This window comes from Massilia oculi (assembly GCF_017582745.1).
Lineage (GTDB): Bacteria > Pseudomonadota > Gammaproteobacteria > Burkholderiales > Burkholderiaceae_D > Telluria > Telluria oculi_A.
Map to the genome: position 1 here is coordinate 53803 of NZ_JAFVIM010000009.1, position 18589 is coordinate 72391.

Here is an 18589-nt window from a genome sequence, read left to right on the forward strand (position 1 = left end):
TTATGACTTCGCTCCCACGATTCATTGGCGGCCTGTCCGTACAGCCTCTAAGCTCCTTTCCCCTATTTGAACAAACGAGTCTGGCATGCAGCACATCATCGTGATCGGCGGCGGCGTCGTCGGCCTGGCGTCGGCCTGGTGGCTGGTGGAAGCCGGCTATGGCGTCACCCTGCTGGAGCGCGCGCCGGAAGTCGGCAGCGGCGCCAGCTACGGCAATGGCGGCCAGCTCAGCTACCGCTACGTCTCGCCGCTGGCCGACGAGGGCATACCGCTCAAGGCCGTCAAATGGCTGTTCCAGGCCGACGGCCCGCTGCGCTTCAAGCCCGAGGCCGACCTGCGCCAGTACCGCTGGCTGGCCAGCTTCCTGGCCCACTGCCGCGCCGACGTCAACCGCCGCACCACGGCCAAGCTGCTCGAGCTGGGAGAATGCTCGCGCCGCGCCATGCAGCAGCTGGAGCTGGTGGTGCCGCCCGAATCCTTCCACTGGCGCGACGCCGGCAAGCTGGTGGTCTACCGCTCGCGCGAGGTGTTCGAGGCGGCCGCGTCGAAACCTGGCGCCGGCCAGATCTGGACGCCCGAGGAATGCGGCGCGCGCGAACCGGCGCTGGCGGCCAGCCAGCATCTGCTGGCCGGCGGCATCTACAACGCCGGCGAGGCGGTGGCCGACTGCCACGCCTTCTGTCTGGCCCTGGCCGAACGCCTGCGAGAACATCCGCGCTTTCGCGGCTTCGTCCATGGCGAGGCGACCGGACTGTATGCCGAGCGTGCGCGCATCCGCGGCGTCGAGACGGCCGGCGGCCTGCTCACGGCCGACGCCTACGTGCTGGCGGCCGGGATCCAGAGCCGCGACCTGGCCGAATCGATCGGCATCGACCTGCCGCTGTATCCGCTCAAGGGCTACAGCCTCTCCGCCCCGATCCGCCAGGACGACGTGGCGCCCGAGATCAGCGTCACCGACTTCGAACGCAAGGTGCTGTATGCGCGCATCGGCGACCGGCTGCGGGTGGCGGCCATGGTCGACATGGTGGGCGAAGACCTGCGCCACGATCCGAAGCGGGTCGAGGGCCTGACGCGCCAGGTGCGCGAAACCATGCCGCGCGCGGCGGATTATTCGCAGGTCTCGGTGTGGGCGGGCTTGCGGCCGGCGACGCCGAGCAGCGCGCCGATCATCGGGGCGACCCGCTACGACAATCTGTGGCTGAACGTCGGGCACGGGCCGTTGGGGTTCACCTTTGCCTGCGGGACGGCGGCGGTATTGGCTGACCTGGTGCAGGGGAAGGCGCCGCCGTTTGGGTTGGATGGGTTGACGCTACGTCAATAAAGCCAGATTGCCTTTTCACTAATGGGGCGAACCGTCATGCGCCCCGCATGACCGGCGTGAGAGAAATCGCGGATAATTGCCGCCATGTCCACCCGTCCCACCTCTCCCTGCCCCTGCGGCGGCCCCGCGCTCGAGCAATGCTGCGGCCCTTACCTGGCCGGCGCGGCCCTGCCGCCGACCGCCGAAACCCTGATGCGCTCGCGGTACACCGCGTTTACGCTCAAGGACGAGCCGTATCTGGTTGCCACCTGGCATCCCAGCACCCGCCCGCAGGAAGCGATCATCGACGAGTCCGAGCCCATGCGCTGGCTCGGACTCGAGATAAAAACTGCTTTACGTTTACGTCAACGTAAAGCAGAATTGCCGGACGATCCAGAGCAAGACCCGAACCGTATTAACGAGGATAGCGTCGAATTCGTCGCCCGCTTCAAGGTCGGCGGCCGTGCGCACCGCCTGCACGAAGTCAGCCGCTTCGTGCGCGAGCCCGGCCCGGATGGCGCGCTTCGCTGGTTCTATCTGGACGGCAGTTTCCCTGACAAGAAGTGACCGCCGGGAGAGGCGGACGAACAAGAGGACGGCACATGCCCCAGATCGAGAGCAAACTGAACCCGCGCGGCGAGGACTTCAAGACCAATGCCGCGGCGATGCAGGCGGTGGTGGACGACTTGCGCGCGCGCGTTGCGCAACTGGCCCAGGGCGGCGGTGAAGCCGCCTGCGCCAAGCATATTGCGCGCGGCAAGCTGCTGCCGCGCGAGCGCGTCGAACATCTGCTCGACCCGGGCACGCCCTTCCTTGAATTCTCCCAGCTGGCCGCCTACGAGATGTATGACGGCGCCGCGCCTAGCGCCGGCATCATCACCGGCATCGGCCGCGTATCGGGCCAGGAGTGCGTGATCGTCTGTAATGATGCCACCGTCAAGGGCGGCACTTATTACCCGATGACGGTGAAAAAACACCTGCGCGCGCAGGAGATCGCCGAGCAGAATAACCTGCCCTGCATCTACCTGGTCGACTCGGGCGGCGCCAACCTGCCGAACCAGGACGACGTCTTCCCCGACCGCGACCACTTCGGCCGCATCTTCTACAACCAGGCCAACCTGTCGGCCAAGGGCATCCCGCAGATCGCGGTCGTCATGGGTTCGTGCACCGCGGGTGGCGCCTACGTGCCGGCGATGAGCGACGAGTCGATCATCGTCAAGGAACAGGGCACGATCTTCCTCGGCGGCCCGCCGTTGGTGAAAGCCGCGACTGGCGAAGTGGTCAGCGCCGAAGACCTGGGCGGCGGCGACGTTCACACCCGCCTGTCGGGCGTGGCCGACCACCTGGCCCAGAACGATCCGCACGCGTTGGCGCTGGCGCGCACCATCGTCTCGAACCTGAACCGCGTCAAACCGGTGCAGGGCGCGCTGCGCGACAGCGTCGAGCCGAAATACGCCCCTGAAGAACTGTATGGCGTGATCCCGGTCGACACCCGCAAGCCCTTCGACGTGCGCGAAGTGATCGCGCGTGTGGTCGACGGGAGCGAGTTCGACGAGTTCAAGGCCCGCTACGGCACGACGCTGGTATGCGGCTTCGCCCATATCTACGGCATGAAGGTCGGCATCATCGCCAACAACGGCATCCTGTTCTCCGAGTCCGCCCTGAAAGGCGCCCACTTCATCGAGCTGTGCTGCCAGCGCAAGATCCCGCTCGTCTTCCTTCAAAATATCACCGGCTTCATGGTCGGCCGCAAGTACGAAAACGAAGGCATCGCGCGCAACGGCGCCAAGATGGTCACCGCCGTCGCCACCGCCTCGGTGCCGAAGTTCACCGTCATCATCGGCGGCTCCTTCGGCGCAGGCAACTACGGCATGTGCGGCCGCGCCTTCTCGCCGCGCTTCCTGTGGATGTGGCCGAATGCGCGCATCTCGGTGATGGGCGGCGACCAGGCGGCGTCGGTGCTGGCGACCGTCAAGCGCGACGGCATCGAAGGCAAGGGTGGCCAATGGTCGCCAGAGGAAGAAGCCGCGTTCAAGCAACCGATCAAGGACCAGTACGAGCACCAGGGCCACCCTTATTACGCCAGCGCGCGCCTGTGGGACGATGGCGTGATCGATCCGCGCGACACGCGCATGGTGCTGGGCCTGGGCTTATCAAGCGCGATGAACAAGCCGATCGAGGACACCAAGTTCGGCGTGTTCCGCATGTAAGGAGAGATGAACATGGATTATCAGACCCTCACCATCGCGATCGCCGACAAGGTAGCCACCGTCACCCTCAACCGCCCCGAGTTGCGCAACGCCTTCAACGAGCACGCGATCGCCGAACTGGCGCTGGCCTTCGATGAACTGGGGCGCAACGAGATGGTGCGCGCCATCGTCCTGGCCGCGAACGGCCCGGCCTTCTGCGCTGGCGCGGACCTGAACTGGATGAAGAAGATGGCCGGCTATTCGCATGAAGAAAACCAGGAGGACGCGCTGCGCCTGGCCGATATGCTGCGCACCATCTACCTGTGTCCGAAGCCCACCGTGGCCAAGGTGCAGGGCGACTGCTACGCCGGCGGCATGGGCCTGGTGGCGGCTTGCGACATCGTCGTCGCCGTCGACACCGCCGGTTTTTGTCTGTCCGAAGTGAAGCTCGGCCTGATTCCGGCTACCATCTCGCCTTACGTGATCAAGGCCATGGGCGAACAGGCCGCGCGCCGCTACTTCCTGACCGCCGAACGTTTCGATGCGCTTGACGCGCGCCGTATCGGTTTCGCGCATGAAGTGGTGGCCGCCGACGCGCTTGACGCGACTGTCGCCGGCATCGCCCGTGCCCTGGTCAACAACAGCCCGAACGCCGTGAAGGAAGCCAAGACGCTGGTGCGCGACATCGTCGGCAAACCGGTCGACGATGCGCTGCTGGCGGACACCGCCGGCCGCATCGCCGCCATCCGCGCCTCATTGGAAGGGCGGGAAGGCGTGGCTTCCTTCCTTGAAAAACGCAAGCCGACATGGCTTCAATCATAGATATTGGAAACCTGAAGTGACACAATCGACCTCCTCCGAGTGGATCGCGCGCAGCCTGCGCAGCGTATGGCATCCCTGCACGCAAATGCAGCACCACGAGGAGGTGCCGCTGATCGCGGTCAGCCATGGCAAGGGGCCGTGGCTGGTCGACTATGACGGCAAGCGCTACCTGGACGGCATCAGCTCGTGGTGGGTGAATATGTTTGGCCACGCGAACCCGCGCATCAACGCCGCGCTGAAAGACCAGCTGGACAAGCTCGAACACGCGATGCTGGCCGGCTTCACGCATGCGCCGGTGGTCGAGCTGGCCGAACGGCTCTCGAAGCTGACCGGCCACGCGCTGGGCCACGCCACCTTCGCCTCGGACGGCGCTTCCGCCGTCGAGATCGCGATGAAGATGAGCTTCCACGCCTGGCGCAACGCCGGAAAGTCGAGCAAGCAGGAATTCGTCTGCCTGCAGGGCAGCTACCACGGCGAGACCATCGGCGCGCTGTCGGTCACCGACGTCCCGCTGTTCAAGGATGCCTATGGCCCGCTGCTGCGCGCCTCGCACGTCGTGAGCGCGCCGGACGCGCGCAACGCGGCGGAAGGCGAGACCGCCCAGGACGTGGCGCGCCGCGCGATCCTGGAAGTGAAGGAGCTGTTCGAACAGCGCGGCGACAAGATCGCCGCCATCATCGTCGAACCGCTGGTGCAGTGCGCGACCGGTATGGCGATGTACGATCCGCTCTACCTCAAATTGCTGCGCGACCTGTGCGACCAGCACCATGTGCACCTGATCGCTGACGAGATCGCGGTCGGCTGCGGCCGCACCGGTACCTTCTTCGCCTGTGAGCAGGCGTCGATCTGGCCGGACTTCATGTGCCTGTCGAAAGGCATCAGCGGCGGCTACCTGCCGCTGTCGCTGGTGCTCACCCGCGACGACATCTACCAGACCTTCTACAGCGAAGACATCACGCGCGGCTTCCTGCACTCGCACTCGTACACCGGCAATCCGCTGGCCTGCCGCGCCGCTCTGGCCACGCTCGACATCTTCGAGGAAGACGATGTCTTGAACCGCAATCGCGAGCTGGCGACGAAGATGACGATCGCGCTGGCGCCGCTGGCAGAACATGAACGCGCGCGCCACTTCCGCCAGCGCGGCATGATCTTCGCGTTCGACGCCATCGAACCGGACAAGGATCGCGCCTCGACCTTTTCGCGCCGCTTCTTCTCCACCGCGGTGGAGAACGAACTGCTGCTGCGCCCGATCGGCCGCACCGTTTACCTGATGCCGCCCTACGTGCTGGACGACGAGGACGTCGCCGGCCTGGCCGCGCGCACGCTCAAGACCTTTGAGTCGGTGATCTGACCATGGACCTGATCGCCGCCATCGACCGCAAGCTCGACGCGCTCGCCGCCCACAGCCTGGTGCGCAAGCGTCGCGTGACCGACGGCGCCTGCGCGCCGCGCCAGATCGTCGACGGCCGCGAACTGCTCGCCTTCTGCAGCAACGACTACCTCGGCCTGGCCGCGCACCCGCAAGTGATCGCGGCCCTGCAAGAGGGCGCGGCGCTGCATGGCGCCGGCAGTGGCGCCTCGCACCTGGTGTCGGGCCACGGCCGCGCGCATCACGTGCTGGAAGAGCGCCTGGCCGAGTGGATGGCGCCGCACCTGGAACAGGCGCGCGCGCTCACGCTGTGCACCGGCTATATGGCCAACCTGGCGATCTTGACCGCGCTGGGCCAGGATGCCGACGCGACGATCTTTTCAGAGGAGCTGAATCACGCCTCGCTGATCGACGGCGCCCGCCTGGCGAAGGCCGGCGTCATGGTCTATCCGCATGGGGACGTCGACGCGCTCGAGGCGCAACTGATGGCCAGCAGCGCCGCCACGAAGATCGTCGTCACCGACAGCGTCTTCAGCATGGACGGCAACCTGGCCCCGCTGCCGGCGCTGCTGGCCGTGTGCGAGCGTCACGGCGCCTGGCTGGTGGTCGACGACGCCCACGGCTTCGGCGTGCTGGGGGCGAACGGCCGCGGCGCGCTCGAGCACTTCGGCCTGCGCTCCCCCAACCTGGTGTATATGGGCACGCTCGGCAAGGCGGCCGGCGTCGGCGGCGCCTTCGTGGCCGCGCACGCCAGCGTCATCGAACTGCTGGTGCAGCGCGCCCGTCCGTACATCTACACCACGGCCTGCCCGCCGGCCCTCGCGCACGCCCTGCTCGCCAGCCTTGATATCATTGGCGGCGCCGAAGGCGAAACACGACGCGCCCACCTGGCGGGGCTGATCAAGCAATTGCGCGAATCGCTGGATTTCCAACGTTGGAAACTGGTCGAGTCGCACACCGCGATCCAGCCCGTCATCATCGGCAGCAACGACGACGCGCTGCGCGCCTCCGCCGCCCTGCATGAGCAGGGCCTGTGGGTGCCCGCGATCCGCCCGCCGACCGTGGCGCCGGGCACGGCGCGCCTGCGCGTGACCCTGTCGGCCGCCCACGGCATCGACGACGTCGCGCAGCTGGCACAGGCGCTCAACAGACTGGAAAAAGCCTCATGAAAAACCTGAACGAGACGGACGATCCGATCGCCGCACCGCCGCCGGTGCTGCCGGAGGTCGAGCTCGACGAACCGGCGCTGGAGCCCGAGCTCGAGGCGCGCGCCATCGACGGCCTGCCCTCCCGCTTCGCCTGCTTCGTCACCGGCACCGACACCGAGATCGGCAAGACCCTGGTCTCGAGCGCCATCCTGCACAAGCTCGCCGCCAGCGGCGTGCGCGCCTGCGGAATGAAGCCGGTGGCGGCCGGCGCCGAACTGCGCGACGGCGAACTGCATAACGACGACGCCGACATGCTGTTCAACGCCGGTAACGTGCACCTGCCTTCGTCGATCACCACGCCGTACATGCTGCGCGAACCGGCGGCGCCGCACATCGCCGCCGCGCTGGAGAATGTCACCATCGAATCGGCGCCGATCATCGCCGCCTTCGCCGAGATCCAGGCCGCATCCGACGCGGTCGTGGTCGAGGGCGTGGGCGGCTTCCGGGTGCCGTTCAACGACAATTTCGATAGCGCCGACCTGGCCGCGCAACTGAACCTGCCGGTGATCCTGGTGGTCGGCATGCGCCTGGGCTGCATCAGCCATGCCCTGCTCACGGTCGAAGCGATCGTGGCGCGCGGCCTGGTGCTGGCCGGCTGGGTCGCCAACACGGCCGATCCCGATATGCGCTTCGAGCGCGAGAACATCGAGGCGCTGGCACAGCGCATCCCGGCGCCGCTGCTGGGTCGCGTGCCGCGCCTGCAAACACCGACGGCCGCCGCGGCGGCCGAATTCATCGATCTCGCTGGACTGCCGGGATGGCCGTCCACGCGAGGCCAGTCCTGAAGGAACCACTATGTCCGATATGAATACCATCGCCCTGCACCGCCCTGCGGCCGCCATCAAGCCCGCGGAGAACGCCACCTGGCCGCTGGCCGACGTGCTCGCGCTGTTCGAGCTGCCTTTCCCCGAACTGATGCACCGCGCCTCGACCCTGCACCGCGAATACTTCCCGGACGGCGACGTCGAACTGGCGACCCTGCTGTCGATCAAGACCGGCGGCTGCGAGGAAGACTGCGGCTACTGCCCGCAGGCGGCGCGCTACGATACCGGCGTCGAAGCCAAGAAGATCCTCGACATCGACACCGTGCTGGATGCGGCGCGCGCGGCGAAAGCCAGCGGCGCGACCCGCTTCTGCATGGGCGCCGCCTGGCGCAGCCCGAAGGAGCGCGACATGGAAAAGGTCGAGACCATGGTGCGCGAAGTGAAGGCGCTGGGCATGGAGACCTGCGCCACGCTGGGCATGCTGGAGGCCGGCCAGGCCGAGCAGCTGAAAAAAGCGGGCCTGGACTACTACAACCACAATATCGACACCGCGCCGGATTTCTATAACAACGTCATCTCCACCCGCGAATACCAGGACCGCCTGGACACGCTCGGTCGCGTGCGCGAAGCGGGCCTGAAGGTCTGCTGCGGCGGCATCGTCGGCATGGGCGAGACGCGCGAGCAGCGCGCCGGCCTGATCGCCCAGCTGGCCAACCTGAACCCATATCCGGAATCGGTGCCTGTCAACCACCTGGTGCAGGTGGCAGGCACGCCGCTGCACGGTATGGAAAAGCTGGACCCGATCGAATTCGTACGCACCATCGCGGTGGCGCGCATCACCATGCCGCAAGCGCGCGTGCGCCTGTCGGCGGGCCGCCGCGAGCTGGGCGAAGCGGTGCAGGCGATGTGCTTCATGGCCGGCGCCAACTCGATCTTCTACGGCGACAAGCTGCTCACCACCGACAATCCGGAAGCCGACGACGACCGCGTGCTGCTCGAAAAGCTGGGCCTCAAGACGCGCGCCGCCACGCTCGATTCGGTGCAGAAGGAAGCTTGCGGCTGCTGATGTAGCACCCTGCGCGGCCGGGGAGACACGGCCGCGCGCACAACTCGTTCGAACAACCATAAGCGAAAGATAAAACGCATGTTCACCAAGATCCTCATCGCCAACCGTGGCGAAATCGCCTGCCGTGTGGCCGCCACCGCGCGCCGCATGGGTATTCGTACCGTCGCCGTGTATTCCGAGGCCGACGCCGGCGCAAAGCACGTCGCGGTATGCGATGAGGCGGTCTTGATCGGCCCCGCGGCCGCCAAGGACAGCTATCTTCGTGGCAGCAAGATCATCGAGGTGGCCAAGGCTACCGGCGCCCAGGCGATCCACCCCGGCTACGGCTTCCTGTCCGAGAACGCCGAGTTCGCGGATGCGGTGCAGGCCGCCGGCCTGGTGTTCATCGGCCCGCCGGCATCCTCGATGCGCGCGATGGGCTCGAAGTCGGCCGCCAAGCAGCTGATGGAGAGCGCCAACGTGCCATTGGTGCCGGGCTACCACGGCGACGAGCAGGATCCTGGTTTTCTCCGCCAGCAGGCCGACAGCATCGGTTACCCGGTGCTGCTCAAGGCCAGCGCCGGCGGCGGCGGCAAGGGCATGCGCGTGGTCGAGCGTTCGGAAGATTTCGAGGCCGCTCTGGCCTCGTGCAAGCGCGAGGCGATCTCCAGCTTCGGCGACGACAAGGTGCTGGTCGAGAAATACCTGATCCGCCCGCGTCACATCGAGATCCAGGTCTTCGCCGACAGCCTGGGCAACTGCGTCTACCTGCACGAGCGCGACTGCTCGGTGCAGCGCCGCCACCAGAAGGTGCTGGAAGAAGCGCCGGCCCCGGGCATGCCGGCGGACCGCCGCGCGGCCATGGGCGAAGCCGCGGTGAACGCCGCTCGCGCGGTCGGCTACGTCGGCGCCGGCACGGTGGAATTCATCGCCAACCAGGACGGTTCGTTCTACTTCATGGAGATGAACACCCGCCTGCAGGTCGAGCATCCGGTGACCGAGATGATCACCGGGACCGACCTGGTCGAATGGCAGTTACGCGTCGCCTTTGGCGAACCGCTGCCGAAGAAGCAGCATGAGCTGGCCATCCACGGCCACGCGATCGAGGCGCGCGTGTATGCGGAGAATCCCGAGAAGGGCTTCCTGCCGTCGATCGGCACCTTGCGCCACATGGACGTGCCGCAGGCGGTGGCGTTCGAGCTGGGCGCGGATGGTATGAACCCGGCAGCCGTGCGCGTCGACTCCGGCGTGCGCGAGGGCGATGCGATCTCGCCGTTCTACGATCCGATGATCGCCAAGCTGATCGTCTGGGGCGCGGACCGTACGCAGGCGCTGGCGCGCATGTCGCAGGCGCTGAGCGAGTTCCGCATCGTCGGCCTGGCCACCAATATCGCTTTCCTGAAACGCCTGGTCGAAGGCCAAGCGTTCGCGAGCGCCGACCTCGACACGGGTTTGATCGAACGCAAGCAATCCTCACTTTTCCCGCCCGCGGCCCCTGCCCCGCTCGGTGCGCTGGCCCTGGCCGCGCTCGCCCTTACCAACCACGAAACCGTGCACGGCGCCGCCAACGACGCCGACCCATGGAGCCAGGCAAGCGGCTGGCGCATGAATGGCGACTACCGCCGCACCCTGTCCTTCAGCGATGAGTACGGCGACTATCGCATCGGTCTGACTTACCGCAATAGTGGGTGGGAAATTGACCTTGATAAGCAGCGTCAGCGCATACAACTAGTATCGCAGAACGATGCCGAGCTGGCCCTGCGCCTGGGCGAGACCGCCCTGCACGGCTGTGTGCGCCGCGACGGCGACGCATTCCACGTGTTTACCGGTGGCCGCCATCACACCCTGACGTACAATGACCCGATGGCACATGCCGGTGAGATTGAATCGGCGGGCGGTCGCCTGACGGCGCCGATGCCGGGCAAGGTGGTCGCGGTGCTGGCCCAGTCCGGCAAGACTGTTGCAAAGGGCGAGCCGCTGGTGATCATGGAAGCGATGAAGATGGAACACACGATTTCCGCGCCGAGCGACGGCCTGGTGGAAGAAGTGCTGTACGAGGTCGGCGACCAGGTGGCCGATGGCGCGCCGCTGCTGGCTTTCAAGGCAGCATAGACAGACACATACAAGAACCACCCTGACAAAAACGAGGGGGAGACATGCGCATTGTCCTGTACCGGGGCGATGGCGTCATCGAGCCGTGGGAACGCGAGTTCTCGGCCGTGATGCCAGGCGTCGAGACGGTCACCTGGAAGGAGGGCCAGCTATTGCCCCCCTGTGATTACGCGGTATTGTGGAACCCGGCACCCGGCCTGCTGGCGCAGCTGGACGAGGTCAAGGCGATCTTCCTGATGGGCGCCGGCGTCGACGCCGTGCTCAAGTTCGGCGAGACGCTGCCGCGCGTGCCGCTGGTGCGCCTGGGCGACGCCGGCATGGGCGTGCAGATGGCCGAGTACGTGGCGCACGCCGTGCTGCGCTACTTCAGGCGCTTCGACGAATACGAACAGCAAGCGCGCCACGGCGCCTGGAATCCTCTGCCCCAGCATCCGAAAGAATCGTTCACGATCGGCGTCATGGGACTGGGCAAGCTTGGCATGCCGGTGGTCGAGGCGATGCGCCATTTCGGCTTCCCGGTGCGCGGCTGGAGCCGCAGCCCGAAGGATATCCCCGGCCTGCCGACCTATGCCGGCATGGAGCAGCTCGACGAATTTTTGCATGGCACACGCGTGCTGGTCTGCCTGCTGCCGCTGACCGCGGACACGACCAACCTGCTCGACCGCCACCGGCTGGGCAAGCTGGCGCCCGGCGCCTACCTGATCAACGTCTCGCGCGGCGCGATCCTCGCCGAGCCCGACCTGATGACCCTGATCCGCTCGGGGCACATCGCCGGCGCCACGCTCGACGTGTTCCGCCACGAGCCGCTGCCGGCTCCGCATCCGTTCTGGAACGAACCGCGCATCGCCCTCACCCCGCACATCTCGGCGCTCACCATGCGCCTCGACGCCGTGCGCCAGATCGCCGACAAGATTGGCGCCCTGGAAGACGGCCAACCGGTCGACGACCTGGTCGACCGCCAACTTGGATACTGACATGACCCACCAGCCCGCCCTGCCTGCGAAAGTAAAAATCGTCGAAGTCGGCCCGCGCGACGGCCTGCAGAACGAGAAGGAAGCGCTGAGCGCCGACGTGAAAGTGGAACTGGTCGAGCGCCTGGCGCGCGCCGGCTTCGTCAACGTGGAAGCGGCCGCCTTCGTCTCGCCGAAATGGGTGCCGCAGATGGCGACCAGCGCCGAGGTGCTGGCGCGCATCGAGCGCCTGCCAGGCACCATCTATTCGGCGCTGGTGCCGAATATGCAGGGCTTCGAGGCCGCCCTGGCCGGCGGGGCCGACGAGGTGGTCGTGTTCGGCGCGGCCTCGGAGGCCTTCTCGCAAAAGAACATCAACTGCTCGATCGCCCAATCGATCGCCCGCTTCGAACCGGTAGCGCGCGCCGCGAAGGAACACGGCCTGCGCCTGCGCGGCTCGATCAGCACGGCCTTCGGCTGCCCCTACCAGGGCGAGGTGCCGCTCGATGCGGTGGGCGACGTGGTGGCGCGGATGCGCGACCTGGGTTGCGACGAGATCGACATCGCCGACACCATCGGCGTCTCGACCGCCCGCAAGACGCAGGCCGTGATGCTGCGCGCGGCGCGGGAATTCCCGATCGGGCAACTGGCAGGCCACTTCCACGACACCTACGGCCAGGCGCTGGCCAACATCTATGCAGCGATGGAAATCGGCGTGGCGATCTTCCACTCCTCGGTGGCCGGCCTGGGCGGCTGCCCCTATGCCAAGGGCGCGACCGGCAACGTGGCGACCGAGGACGTGCTGTACCTGATGCAGGGACTGGGCATCGAGACCGGCATCGATCTCGACCAGGTGGTCGACGCCGGCCTGTTCATCTCGCAGCAGCTGGGCCGCAAGAGCATTAGCCGCGCCGGGAATGCGATCGCGGCCAAGCGCGCCGGATAAATCGTCGGGGTGGACGACACCCCACAACGAAAAAAGCCGACAACTCACGTTGTCGGCTTTTTTCTTAATGCTGGTCGGAGTACAAGGATTCGAACCTTGGACCCCCTGGTCCCAAACCAGGTGCGCTACCGGGCTGCGCTACACTCCGAAGAAGCGAGATAATATCGGTTTCGCGTGACCTGGTCAAGTTTTCGTTGCAAAATAGCGAGCTGGTAGCTTTCTAAAGTTAAGTTGAGGTATGTATGTCATGCATATGGCTCTAAACTTTGGCGAGCCGGTCAGCCTGCAACGAGACAACCGGCGCATCGTCATCGGCGTCGCGGTATCGATCGCGGTGCACGCATTGTTCCTGCTGGCGTACCGGAACACGACGTTCAAGACCATGGAGATCGGGCCGGCCGAGCCGACGGTGCTCTCCGTCATGATCGCCCCTCCGGCGCCGCCACCGCCGCCACCCGAGCCGGAAATCGTTCGTCCCGCAGCGCCGGCCCCGAGCGCCCCCACTGCACCACGCACGACCCGGCCGGCGCCACCGCAGGCCGTGATCGCAGTGCCGGAAAGCGCAAGCGCCACTCCCGATCCATTCGTCGTGCAACAGGACGAAACAGCTGAACCGGCGCCGAAGTTCGACATGAACGCGGCGCGCGAGACGGCGCGCGCGAACGCCCACCTGCGCGACCCGTCGAAAGAAGGCACGGCGCTGGCGCAATTCCCCGAGCCGGCCCTGCAGACCGAATCGAAGCTGGCGCGCGGCATCCGCGAGGCCAAGCGCCGCGATTGCAAGGACGGTATTCCGGGCGGGCTGCTGGCGCCGATTTACTTATTGATGGACAAGAAGGATTCGGGGTGCAAGTGGTGACCCCTCATTCGCCCTTGATCTGCAGCGCCCGCTCGTAAAGCGCATTCTTCTTGCGGCCAGTGATCTGCGCCGCCAGGTTCGCCGCCTGCTTCACGCTGCATTCGCTCAGGAGAATCTGCAGCACGCGCTCGGCCTCTGCGTCTTCCGCGTCCGTGGCTTCGACGGCGCCGGCCACCAGCACCACGAATTCGCCGCGCTCGCGGTGCTGGTCGGCCTTGACCCAGGCCAGCGCATCTTTCAGTTCGCAGCGGTGCACTTCCTCGAACATCTTGCTCAGCTCGCGGGCGAACACCACTTGCCGGGTCGGCTCGAACGCCGCCGCCAGCGCCTCGACGCAATCATTGATGCGATGCGGCGCCTCATAGAACACGAGGGTCGAGGTCTCGCGCACCAGCGGCGCCAGCGCCGCCTCGCGGCCCTTGGCCTTGGCCGGCAGGAAGCCGACGAAGTGAAAACGGTCGTTCACCAGGCCGCTCGCCGACAGCGCCGCGATCGCGGCCGAGGGGCCGGGCAGCGGCACCACGTTCAGGCCGGCATTGCGCACCGCGTCGACGATGCGGGCGCCGGGATCGGACACGCCGGGCGTGCCGGCGTCGGACACCAGCGCCACGCGCTGTCCGGCGCGCAGGCGCTCGACGATTTTATCGGCCACTTCACGCTCGTTGTGCTGGTGCGCGGCGATGGTCGGCTGGGAGAGGCCGAAGCGCTGCAGCAGCGCGCCGGTCTTGCGCGTGTCCTCGCAGGCGACCACGTCGGCCAGCGCCAGCAGGTGTAAAGCACGCAGGGTGATGTCAGTAACGTTGCCGATCGGAGTAGCCACGACGTACAGCGTTGCGGTAGGATAGGACTGCTGGGCCGCCTCGCCCATGACGGGAAGTCGGGCGATGTCGATGGTCTGCTGATCTGTCATAAAGGGTTCCGATGCTGAAGAAAAAAAATCTACCGGGCTTGCTCGCGGCCGCCGTCATTACACTATTAGCCGGTTGCGGCAGCACGCCGCTGCCTCCCGATACCGGCTGCGGCATGCCCGGCGGAGTATGCGGTCCCGCGACGCCGGTGACGAATGCGCCGCCGCCGGCGCCAGCTTACACGCCGCCGCCGCGTGACGAAAGTGGCGTACAGACCAATCCGGTCGAACTGCCGCCGAGTGCCGGCGGCAGCCCGCGCGCCGCGGCGCCATCGTCGGCGCCCTACAGCGGCCCGGCCGTGCGCGTGGCGCTGCTGCTGCCGCTCGACTCGCAGGCGCTGGCCCAGCCGGCCGAGGCGGTGCGCGCCGGCTTCATGGCCGCCCATGAACAGCAGCGCGAGGGCGTCACCGTCAACCTGGTGCCCACCGGCGACTCGGCGCAGGCGGCGCTCGACGCCTACCGCAGCGCGGCCGAACAGAACGATATCGTGGTCGGCCCGCTGGCGCGTTCCGCCGTGGTGTCGCTGGCCACCAGCGGCGCGGTCAACAAGCCGACCATCGCCCTGAACCACCCGCAAGTCAACTCGCCGCTGCCGCGCCAGATGCTCGTCATCGGCCTGTCGCTCGAGGACGAAGCGCGCCAGGTGGCCGACTGGGCCGCCGGCGAGCAGCCCGTCGGCCAGGCCCTGGTGCTCACCGGCCGCGCCGCCTGGCAGCAACGCCTGTCGGGCGCCTTCAGCCAGCGCTGGGCCGAACTCGGCCGCATGCACGCGACGGTCGAACTGCCGGCCGAAGGCGGCTACGTCGACGGCAATGCGCTGGCCGAGCTGCGCGCCCGATTATCAAGCGAACCGCCGCAGCTGGTCTACGCCGCGCTCGACGCCAACGGCCTGCGCCAGGTGCGCATGGCGATCGGCACCTCGCTGCCGACCTATGGCACCGCGTCGATCAACCCGGGCCGCGATCCGGCCAGCGTGCCGTCCGAACTGGTCGGCGTACGCATCCTCGACCTGCCCTGGACCGTGCAGCCCGATCACCCCGCCGTCGCCGGCTATCCGCGCTGGAGCAGCGGCAGCGAAGCGCTCGACCTGCAGCGCCTGTACGCGCTCGGCATCGACGCCTTCCGCATCGCGCGCGAACTGGCGCAGCGCCCTACCGGCTCGTTCGAGCTCGACGGCGCCACCGGCCGCCTGTCGGTCAACATGGGGCAAGGTGAACGCGCCTTCCGCCGCGTCGAGACCGGCGTCGTCGTGCGCGACAACGGCCCGACTGAACAAATCCTCACCGACGACGCCGGCGGCGACAGCGTCCCGCCTCCGCGCCGCGTGTTCGAACCGGTCGCGACCGGCGTGACCGGCCAATGAGATGTGGCCCTTGCGCCTGTCCCGACGGCAGGCCCAGGGCCAGCAATGGGAACGCGCCGCCCTCGATTACCTGCGGCGCCATAAACTGTCCCGGGTCGAGGAGAATTTTCGCTGCAAAGGCGGCGAGATCGACCTGATCATGCGCGATGGCGCAACCCTGGTGTTCGTCGAGGTGCGCCAGCGCGCCGACCGCGAACACGGCGGCGCCGCCGCCAGCATCACCCCTGCCAAGATCCGCCGCCTGGTCTGTGCGGCGCAAGTCTATCTGTTGCGTTTTCCCATCACTCCTCCCTGCCGTTTCGACCTGGTCGCCATCGATGGCGAGCAAATTGAATGGTTGCGGAACATCATTGAAGTGTAAGCAATTTTTACTGCGCTTGCTCAGGTGGGGTTGCCGCTGCACTATAATCCTCGGCTATGAATACTCAACGCATCCTCGCTCACTTCCAGGAGAGCGCCGACCTGAAGATGAAGTCGGCCGCCACCCTGGCTCCTTCCATTTCGGCGGCGGTAGAACTCATGTTCAGCGCCCTCTCCAACGGCAACAAGATCCTGGCCTGCGGCAATGGCGGCTCGGCCGCCGACTGCCAGCACTTCGCGGCCGAGCTGGTCGGCCGTTTCGAGCGGGAGCGCTTCCCGCTGCCGGCGATCGCCCTGACCACCGACACCTCGATCCTGACCGCGGTCGGCAACGACTACAGCTTCAAGGAGATCTTCTCGAAGCAGGTGCAGGCATTCGGCCAGGCGGGCGACATCCTGCTGGCGATTTCGACCTCGGGCAACTCGGCCAATGTGCTGGCCGCGGTCGAGGCGGCCCTGGAGCGCGAGATGCGCATCGTGGCCTTCACCGGCAAGGACGGCGGCCAATTGGCTAAGCTGCTGACCGATGCCGACGTGCACATCAACGTCCAGCATGCACGCACCGCGCGCATCCAGGAAGTCCATCTGTGCGCCATTCACTGCATCTGCGACGGCATCGACGTCGCGCTGTTCGGAGGAGACGAGAATGCGTAACACCCGCCGGCCCATGGCCGCGCTGCTGACCAAGACGCTGTTGACCAAGATCGTACTGGGCACTGCCCTGGCCGCCTCGCTGTCGGGCTGCTTCGGCCTGGTGGTCGGCGCCGGCGTGGCGGGTGCCGTTTCGACGGTCGACCGCCGTACGCTGGGCGCCCAGACCGAGGACAAGTCGATCACGGTCAAGGCCGAGCTCGAAATGCGCAAGGTCACCGGCGACGCCGGCAACGTCAACGTCACCAGCTTCAACCGCCGCGTGCTGCTGACCGGCGAAGTGCGCGACGAAGCGATGAAGCAGGCGGCCGAGCGCGAAGTGCGCAAGATCGCCAACGTGGTATCGGTCATCAACGAACTGCAGGTCTCCGGCTCGTCGAGCTACACCTCGCGCTCGAACGACGCCCTGATCACCACCAAGGTCAAGGCCAGCCTGGTCGACATGAAGACCGTGTCGGCGATCTCGTTCAAGGTCACCACCGAACGCGGCGTGGTCTACCTGATGGGCCTCGTCACCCCGCGCGAAGGCAATATCGCCGCCGACGTCGCCAAGGGCGTCTCGGGCGTGACCCGCGTGGTGAAGATCTTTGAATACATCAACGAAGAAGATCCACGCGTGCGGCAGAACAGCCCCGTGCAGGCTTCGCTGGACTAATCCGGAGGTCTCACTGACCATCCAGGACGGCAGGACTATAATGGTCCTGCCGTTTTTTTATATCGATCGACCATGACCGCTCCCACCTCTTCCCGTTCCTGGTTCAAACCCGCCGCCATCGGCGCCGTGGTGCTCGCCCTGGCCGGCATCGGCTACGCCTCGTTCAGCAGCACGACACAGGCGCCGGACGTCACCTTCATCAGCATCGCCGGTGAAAAGATCAGCACCCAATCCTTGCGCGGCAAGGTCGTGATGGTCAACTTCTGGGCCACTTCCTGCGTCACCTGCGTCAAGGAGATGCCGGACATGGTCGCGACCTACAACAAGTACAAGGACCAGGGCCTGGAATTCGTCGCGGTCGCGATGCAGTACGACCGCCCCGACTACGTGCTGAACTTCACCGAGCAGCGCAAGTTGCCGTTCAAGGTGGCGCTGGATTCGGCCGGCGACATCGCGCGCCAGTTCGGCGACGTCACCCTGACCCCGACCACCTTCCTGATCGACAAGCAGGGCCGCATCCTCAAGACCTATGTGGGCGAGCCGGATTTCGCGGCCGTGCACAAGCTGATCGAGAAAGAACTGGCGGGCTGATTCTTTACGCTTTTGGGTAGAGGATCATCTGGGTGCAGCGGAACAGGGCGATGGTCTTGCCGCTGGCCTGGTCCGTGACGGTGGCGTCCCACACCTGCGTGGTGCGGCCCAGGTGCACCGCAGTGGCGGTGCAGGCCAGGGTGCCTTCGCGCGCGGTGCCCAGGTGGTTCGATTTCAGTTCGATGGTGGTGAAGTTCTGCGCGCCTTCCGGCAGGTTGCTGACGCAGCCATAGCCGGCGCAGGTGTCGGCCAGGGTGACCACGCTGCCGGCGTGCAGGTAGCCATTGGGCGCCAGCAGCTGCGGCTCGACCTTCATCTCGGCCGACAGCTTGCCGGGGCTGACTTCAGTAATGCGGATGCCCAGGTGGCCGGGGAGGAACTTGGCGCCGAATTCGTTGAAGGCTTCCGGGATGTACTTGGTATTCACGTATGTCTCGATGTTGTTGTAAAAAACGGCATCGTACACCGGTAACGCCCCGCCGGTTCGAGTGAAGCTT

The 18589-nt window shown here is 66.5% G+C and carries 19 protein-coding genes and 1 tRNA gene; 17 read left to right on the plus strand and 3 right to left on the minus strand.

Going from position 1 to position 18589, the window contains the following annotated elements:
* Positions 1-85 precede the first annotated feature (85 nt).
* The 11 genes from J3U95_RS12380 (at position 86) to J3U95_RS12430 (ending at position 12705) form a co-directional block, all read left to right on the plus strand.
* Positions 86-1321, plus strand: a complete 1236-nt coding sequence (locus J3U95_RS12380; RefSeq protein WP_208278899.1) for a D-amino acid dehydrogenase — start codon at positions 86-88, stop codon at positions 1319-1321.
* 84 nt (positions 1322-1405) lie between these two features.
* Positions 1406-1867 (plus strand): YchJ family protein, encoded by a 462-nt coding sequence (locus J3U95_RS12385; RefSeq protein ID WP_208278900.1) that lies wholly within the window; start codon positions 1406-1408, stop codon positions 1865-1867.
* Between the two features lie 35 nt (positions 1868-1902).
* Complete coding sequence (locus tag J3U95_RS12390; RefSeq protein WP_208278901.1) at positions 1903-3510, plus strand: carboxyl transferase domain-containing protein; 1608 nt, start codon at positions 1903-1905, stop codon at positions 3508-3510.
* 12 nt (positions 3511-3522) lie between these two features.
* Entirely contained in the window at positions 3523-4311 is a 789-nt protein-coding gene (locus tag J3U95_RS12395) for an enoyl-CoA hydratase/isomerase family protein (protein ID WP_208278902.1), read from the plus strand.
* A 16-nt stretch (positions 4312-4327) separates the two neighbouring features.
* On the plus strand, positions 4328-5662 hold the full coding sequence (bioA, locus tag J3U95_RS12400) for an adenosylmethionine--8-amino-7-oxononanoate transaminase (RefSeq protein ID WP_208278903.1): 1335 nt from the start codon (positions 4328-4330) through the stop codon (positions 5660-5662).
* A 2-nt stretch (positions 5663-5664) separates the two neighbouring features.
* Complete coding sequence (gene bioF, locus J3U95_RS12405; RefSeq protein ID WP_208278904.1) at positions 5665-6849, plus strand: 8-amino-7-oxononanoate synthase; 1185 nt, start codon at positions 5665-5667, stop codon at positions 6847-6849.
* Positions 6846-7673 (plus strand): dethiobiotin synthase, encoded by an 828-nt coding sequence (gene bioD / locus J3U95_RS12410; RefSeq protein ID WP_208278905.1) that lies wholly within the window; start codon positions 6846-6848, stop codon positions 7671-7673. Before bioF ends, bioD begins: the two co-directional genes overlap by 4 nt.
* Before the next feature lie 19 nt (positions 7674-7692).
* The gene (gene bioB / locus J3U95_RS12415; protein WP_109348027.1) at positions 7693-8718 is read left to right on the plus strand and encodes a biotin synthase BioB; all 1026 of its coding nucleotides are present in this window, start codon (positions 7693-7695) and stop codon (positions 8716-8718) included.
* 78 nt (positions 8719-8796) lie between these two features.
* Positions 8797-10809: an acetyl/propionyl/methylcrotonyl-CoA carboxylase subunit alpha gene (locus J3U95_RS12420; protein WP_208278906.1), complete on the plus strand. Its 2013-nt coding sequence runs from the start codon at positions 8797-8799 to the stop codon at positions 10807-10809.
* A gap of 44 nt (positions 10810-10853) precedes the next feature.
* Positions 10854-11783: a 2-hydroxyacid dehydrogenase gene (locus J3U95_RS12425; protein ID WP_208278907.1), complete on the plus strand. Its 930-nt coding sequence runs from the start codon at positions 10854-10856 to the stop codon at positions 11781-11783.
* Position 11784: 1 nt separating this feature from the next.
* Complete coding sequence (locus J3U95_RS12430; protein WP_208278908.1) at positions 11785-12705, plus strand: hydroxymethylglutaryl-CoA lyase; 921 nt, start codon at positions 11785-11787, stop codon at positions 12703-12705.
* A gap of 71 nt (positions 12706-12776) precedes the next feature.
* Here J3U95_RS12430 and J3U95_RS12435 read toward each other — a convergent pair.
* Positions 12777-12853 (minus strand) — tRNA-Pro (locus J3U95_RS12435).
* Between the two features lie 99 nt (positions 12854-12952).
* Here J3U95_RS12435 and J3U95_RS12440 point away from each other — a divergent pair.
* Positions 12953-13564, plus strand: coding sequence for a hypothetical protein (locus J3U95_RS12440; RefSeq protein ID WP_208278909.1), 612 nt, complete (start codon positions 12953-12955; stop codon positions 13562-13564).
* 4 nt (positions 13565-13568) lie between these two features.
* On the opposite strand, the gene rsmI is transcribed toward J3U95_RS12440, so the two are convergent.
* Positions 13569-14474 (minus strand): 16S rRNA (cytidine(1402)-2'-O)-methyltransferase, encoded by a 906-nt coding sequence (gene rsmI, locus J3U95_RS12445; protein ID WP_208278910.1) that lies wholly within the window; start codon positions 14472-14474, stop codon positions 13569-13571.
* Positions 14475-14485: 11 nt separating this feature from the next.
* On the opposite strand from rsmI, the gene J3U95_RS12450 reads away from it, so the two are divergent.
* The 5 genes from J3U95_RS12450 (at position 14486) to J3U95_RS12470 (ending at position 18092) form a co-directional block, all read left to right on the plus strand.
* Complete coding sequence (locus tag J3U95_RS12450) at positions 14486-15835, plus strand: penicillin-binding protein activator (protein WP_208278911.1); 1350 nt, start codon at positions 14486-14488, stop codon at positions 15833-15835.
* A gap of 1 nt (position 15836) precedes the next feature.
* Entirely contained in the window at positions 15837-16196 is a 360-nt protein-coding gene (locus J3U95_RS12455; protein ID WP_208278912.1) for a YraN family protein, read from the plus strand.
* A 56-nt stretch (positions 16197-16252) separates the two neighbouring features.
* The gene (locus J3U95_RS12460) at positions 16253-16849 is read left to right on the plus strand and encodes a phosphoheptose isomerase (RefSeq protein ID WP_208278913.1); all 597 of its coding nucleotides are present in this window, start codon (positions 16253-16255) and stop codon (positions 16847-16849) included.
* Complete coding sequence (locus J3U95_RS12465) at positions 16842-17501, plus strand: BON domain-containing protein (protein WP_208278914.1); 660 nt, start codon at positions 16842-16844, stop codon at positions 17499-17501. The genes J3U95_RS12460 and J3U95_RS12465 overlap by 8 nt, the downstream gene beginning before the upstream one ends.
* Before the next feature lie 72 nt (positions 17502-17573).
* On the plus strand, positions 17574-18092 hold the full coding sequence (locus J3U95_RS12470; protein ID WP_208278915.1) for a TlpA disulfide reductase family protein: 519 nt from the start codon (positions 17574-17576) through the stop codon (positions 18090-18092).
* Between the two features lie 4 nt (positions 18093-18096).
* Here J3U95_RS12470 and J3U95_RS12475 read toward each other — a convergent pair whose 3' ends face one another.
* On the minus strand, positions 18097-18519 hold the full coding sequence (locus J3U95_RS12475) for a PaaI family thioesterase (RefSeq protein WP_370662066.1): 423 nt from the start codon (positions 18517-18519) through the stop codon (positions 18097-18099).
* Positions 18520-18589: the final 70 nt, after the last annotated feature.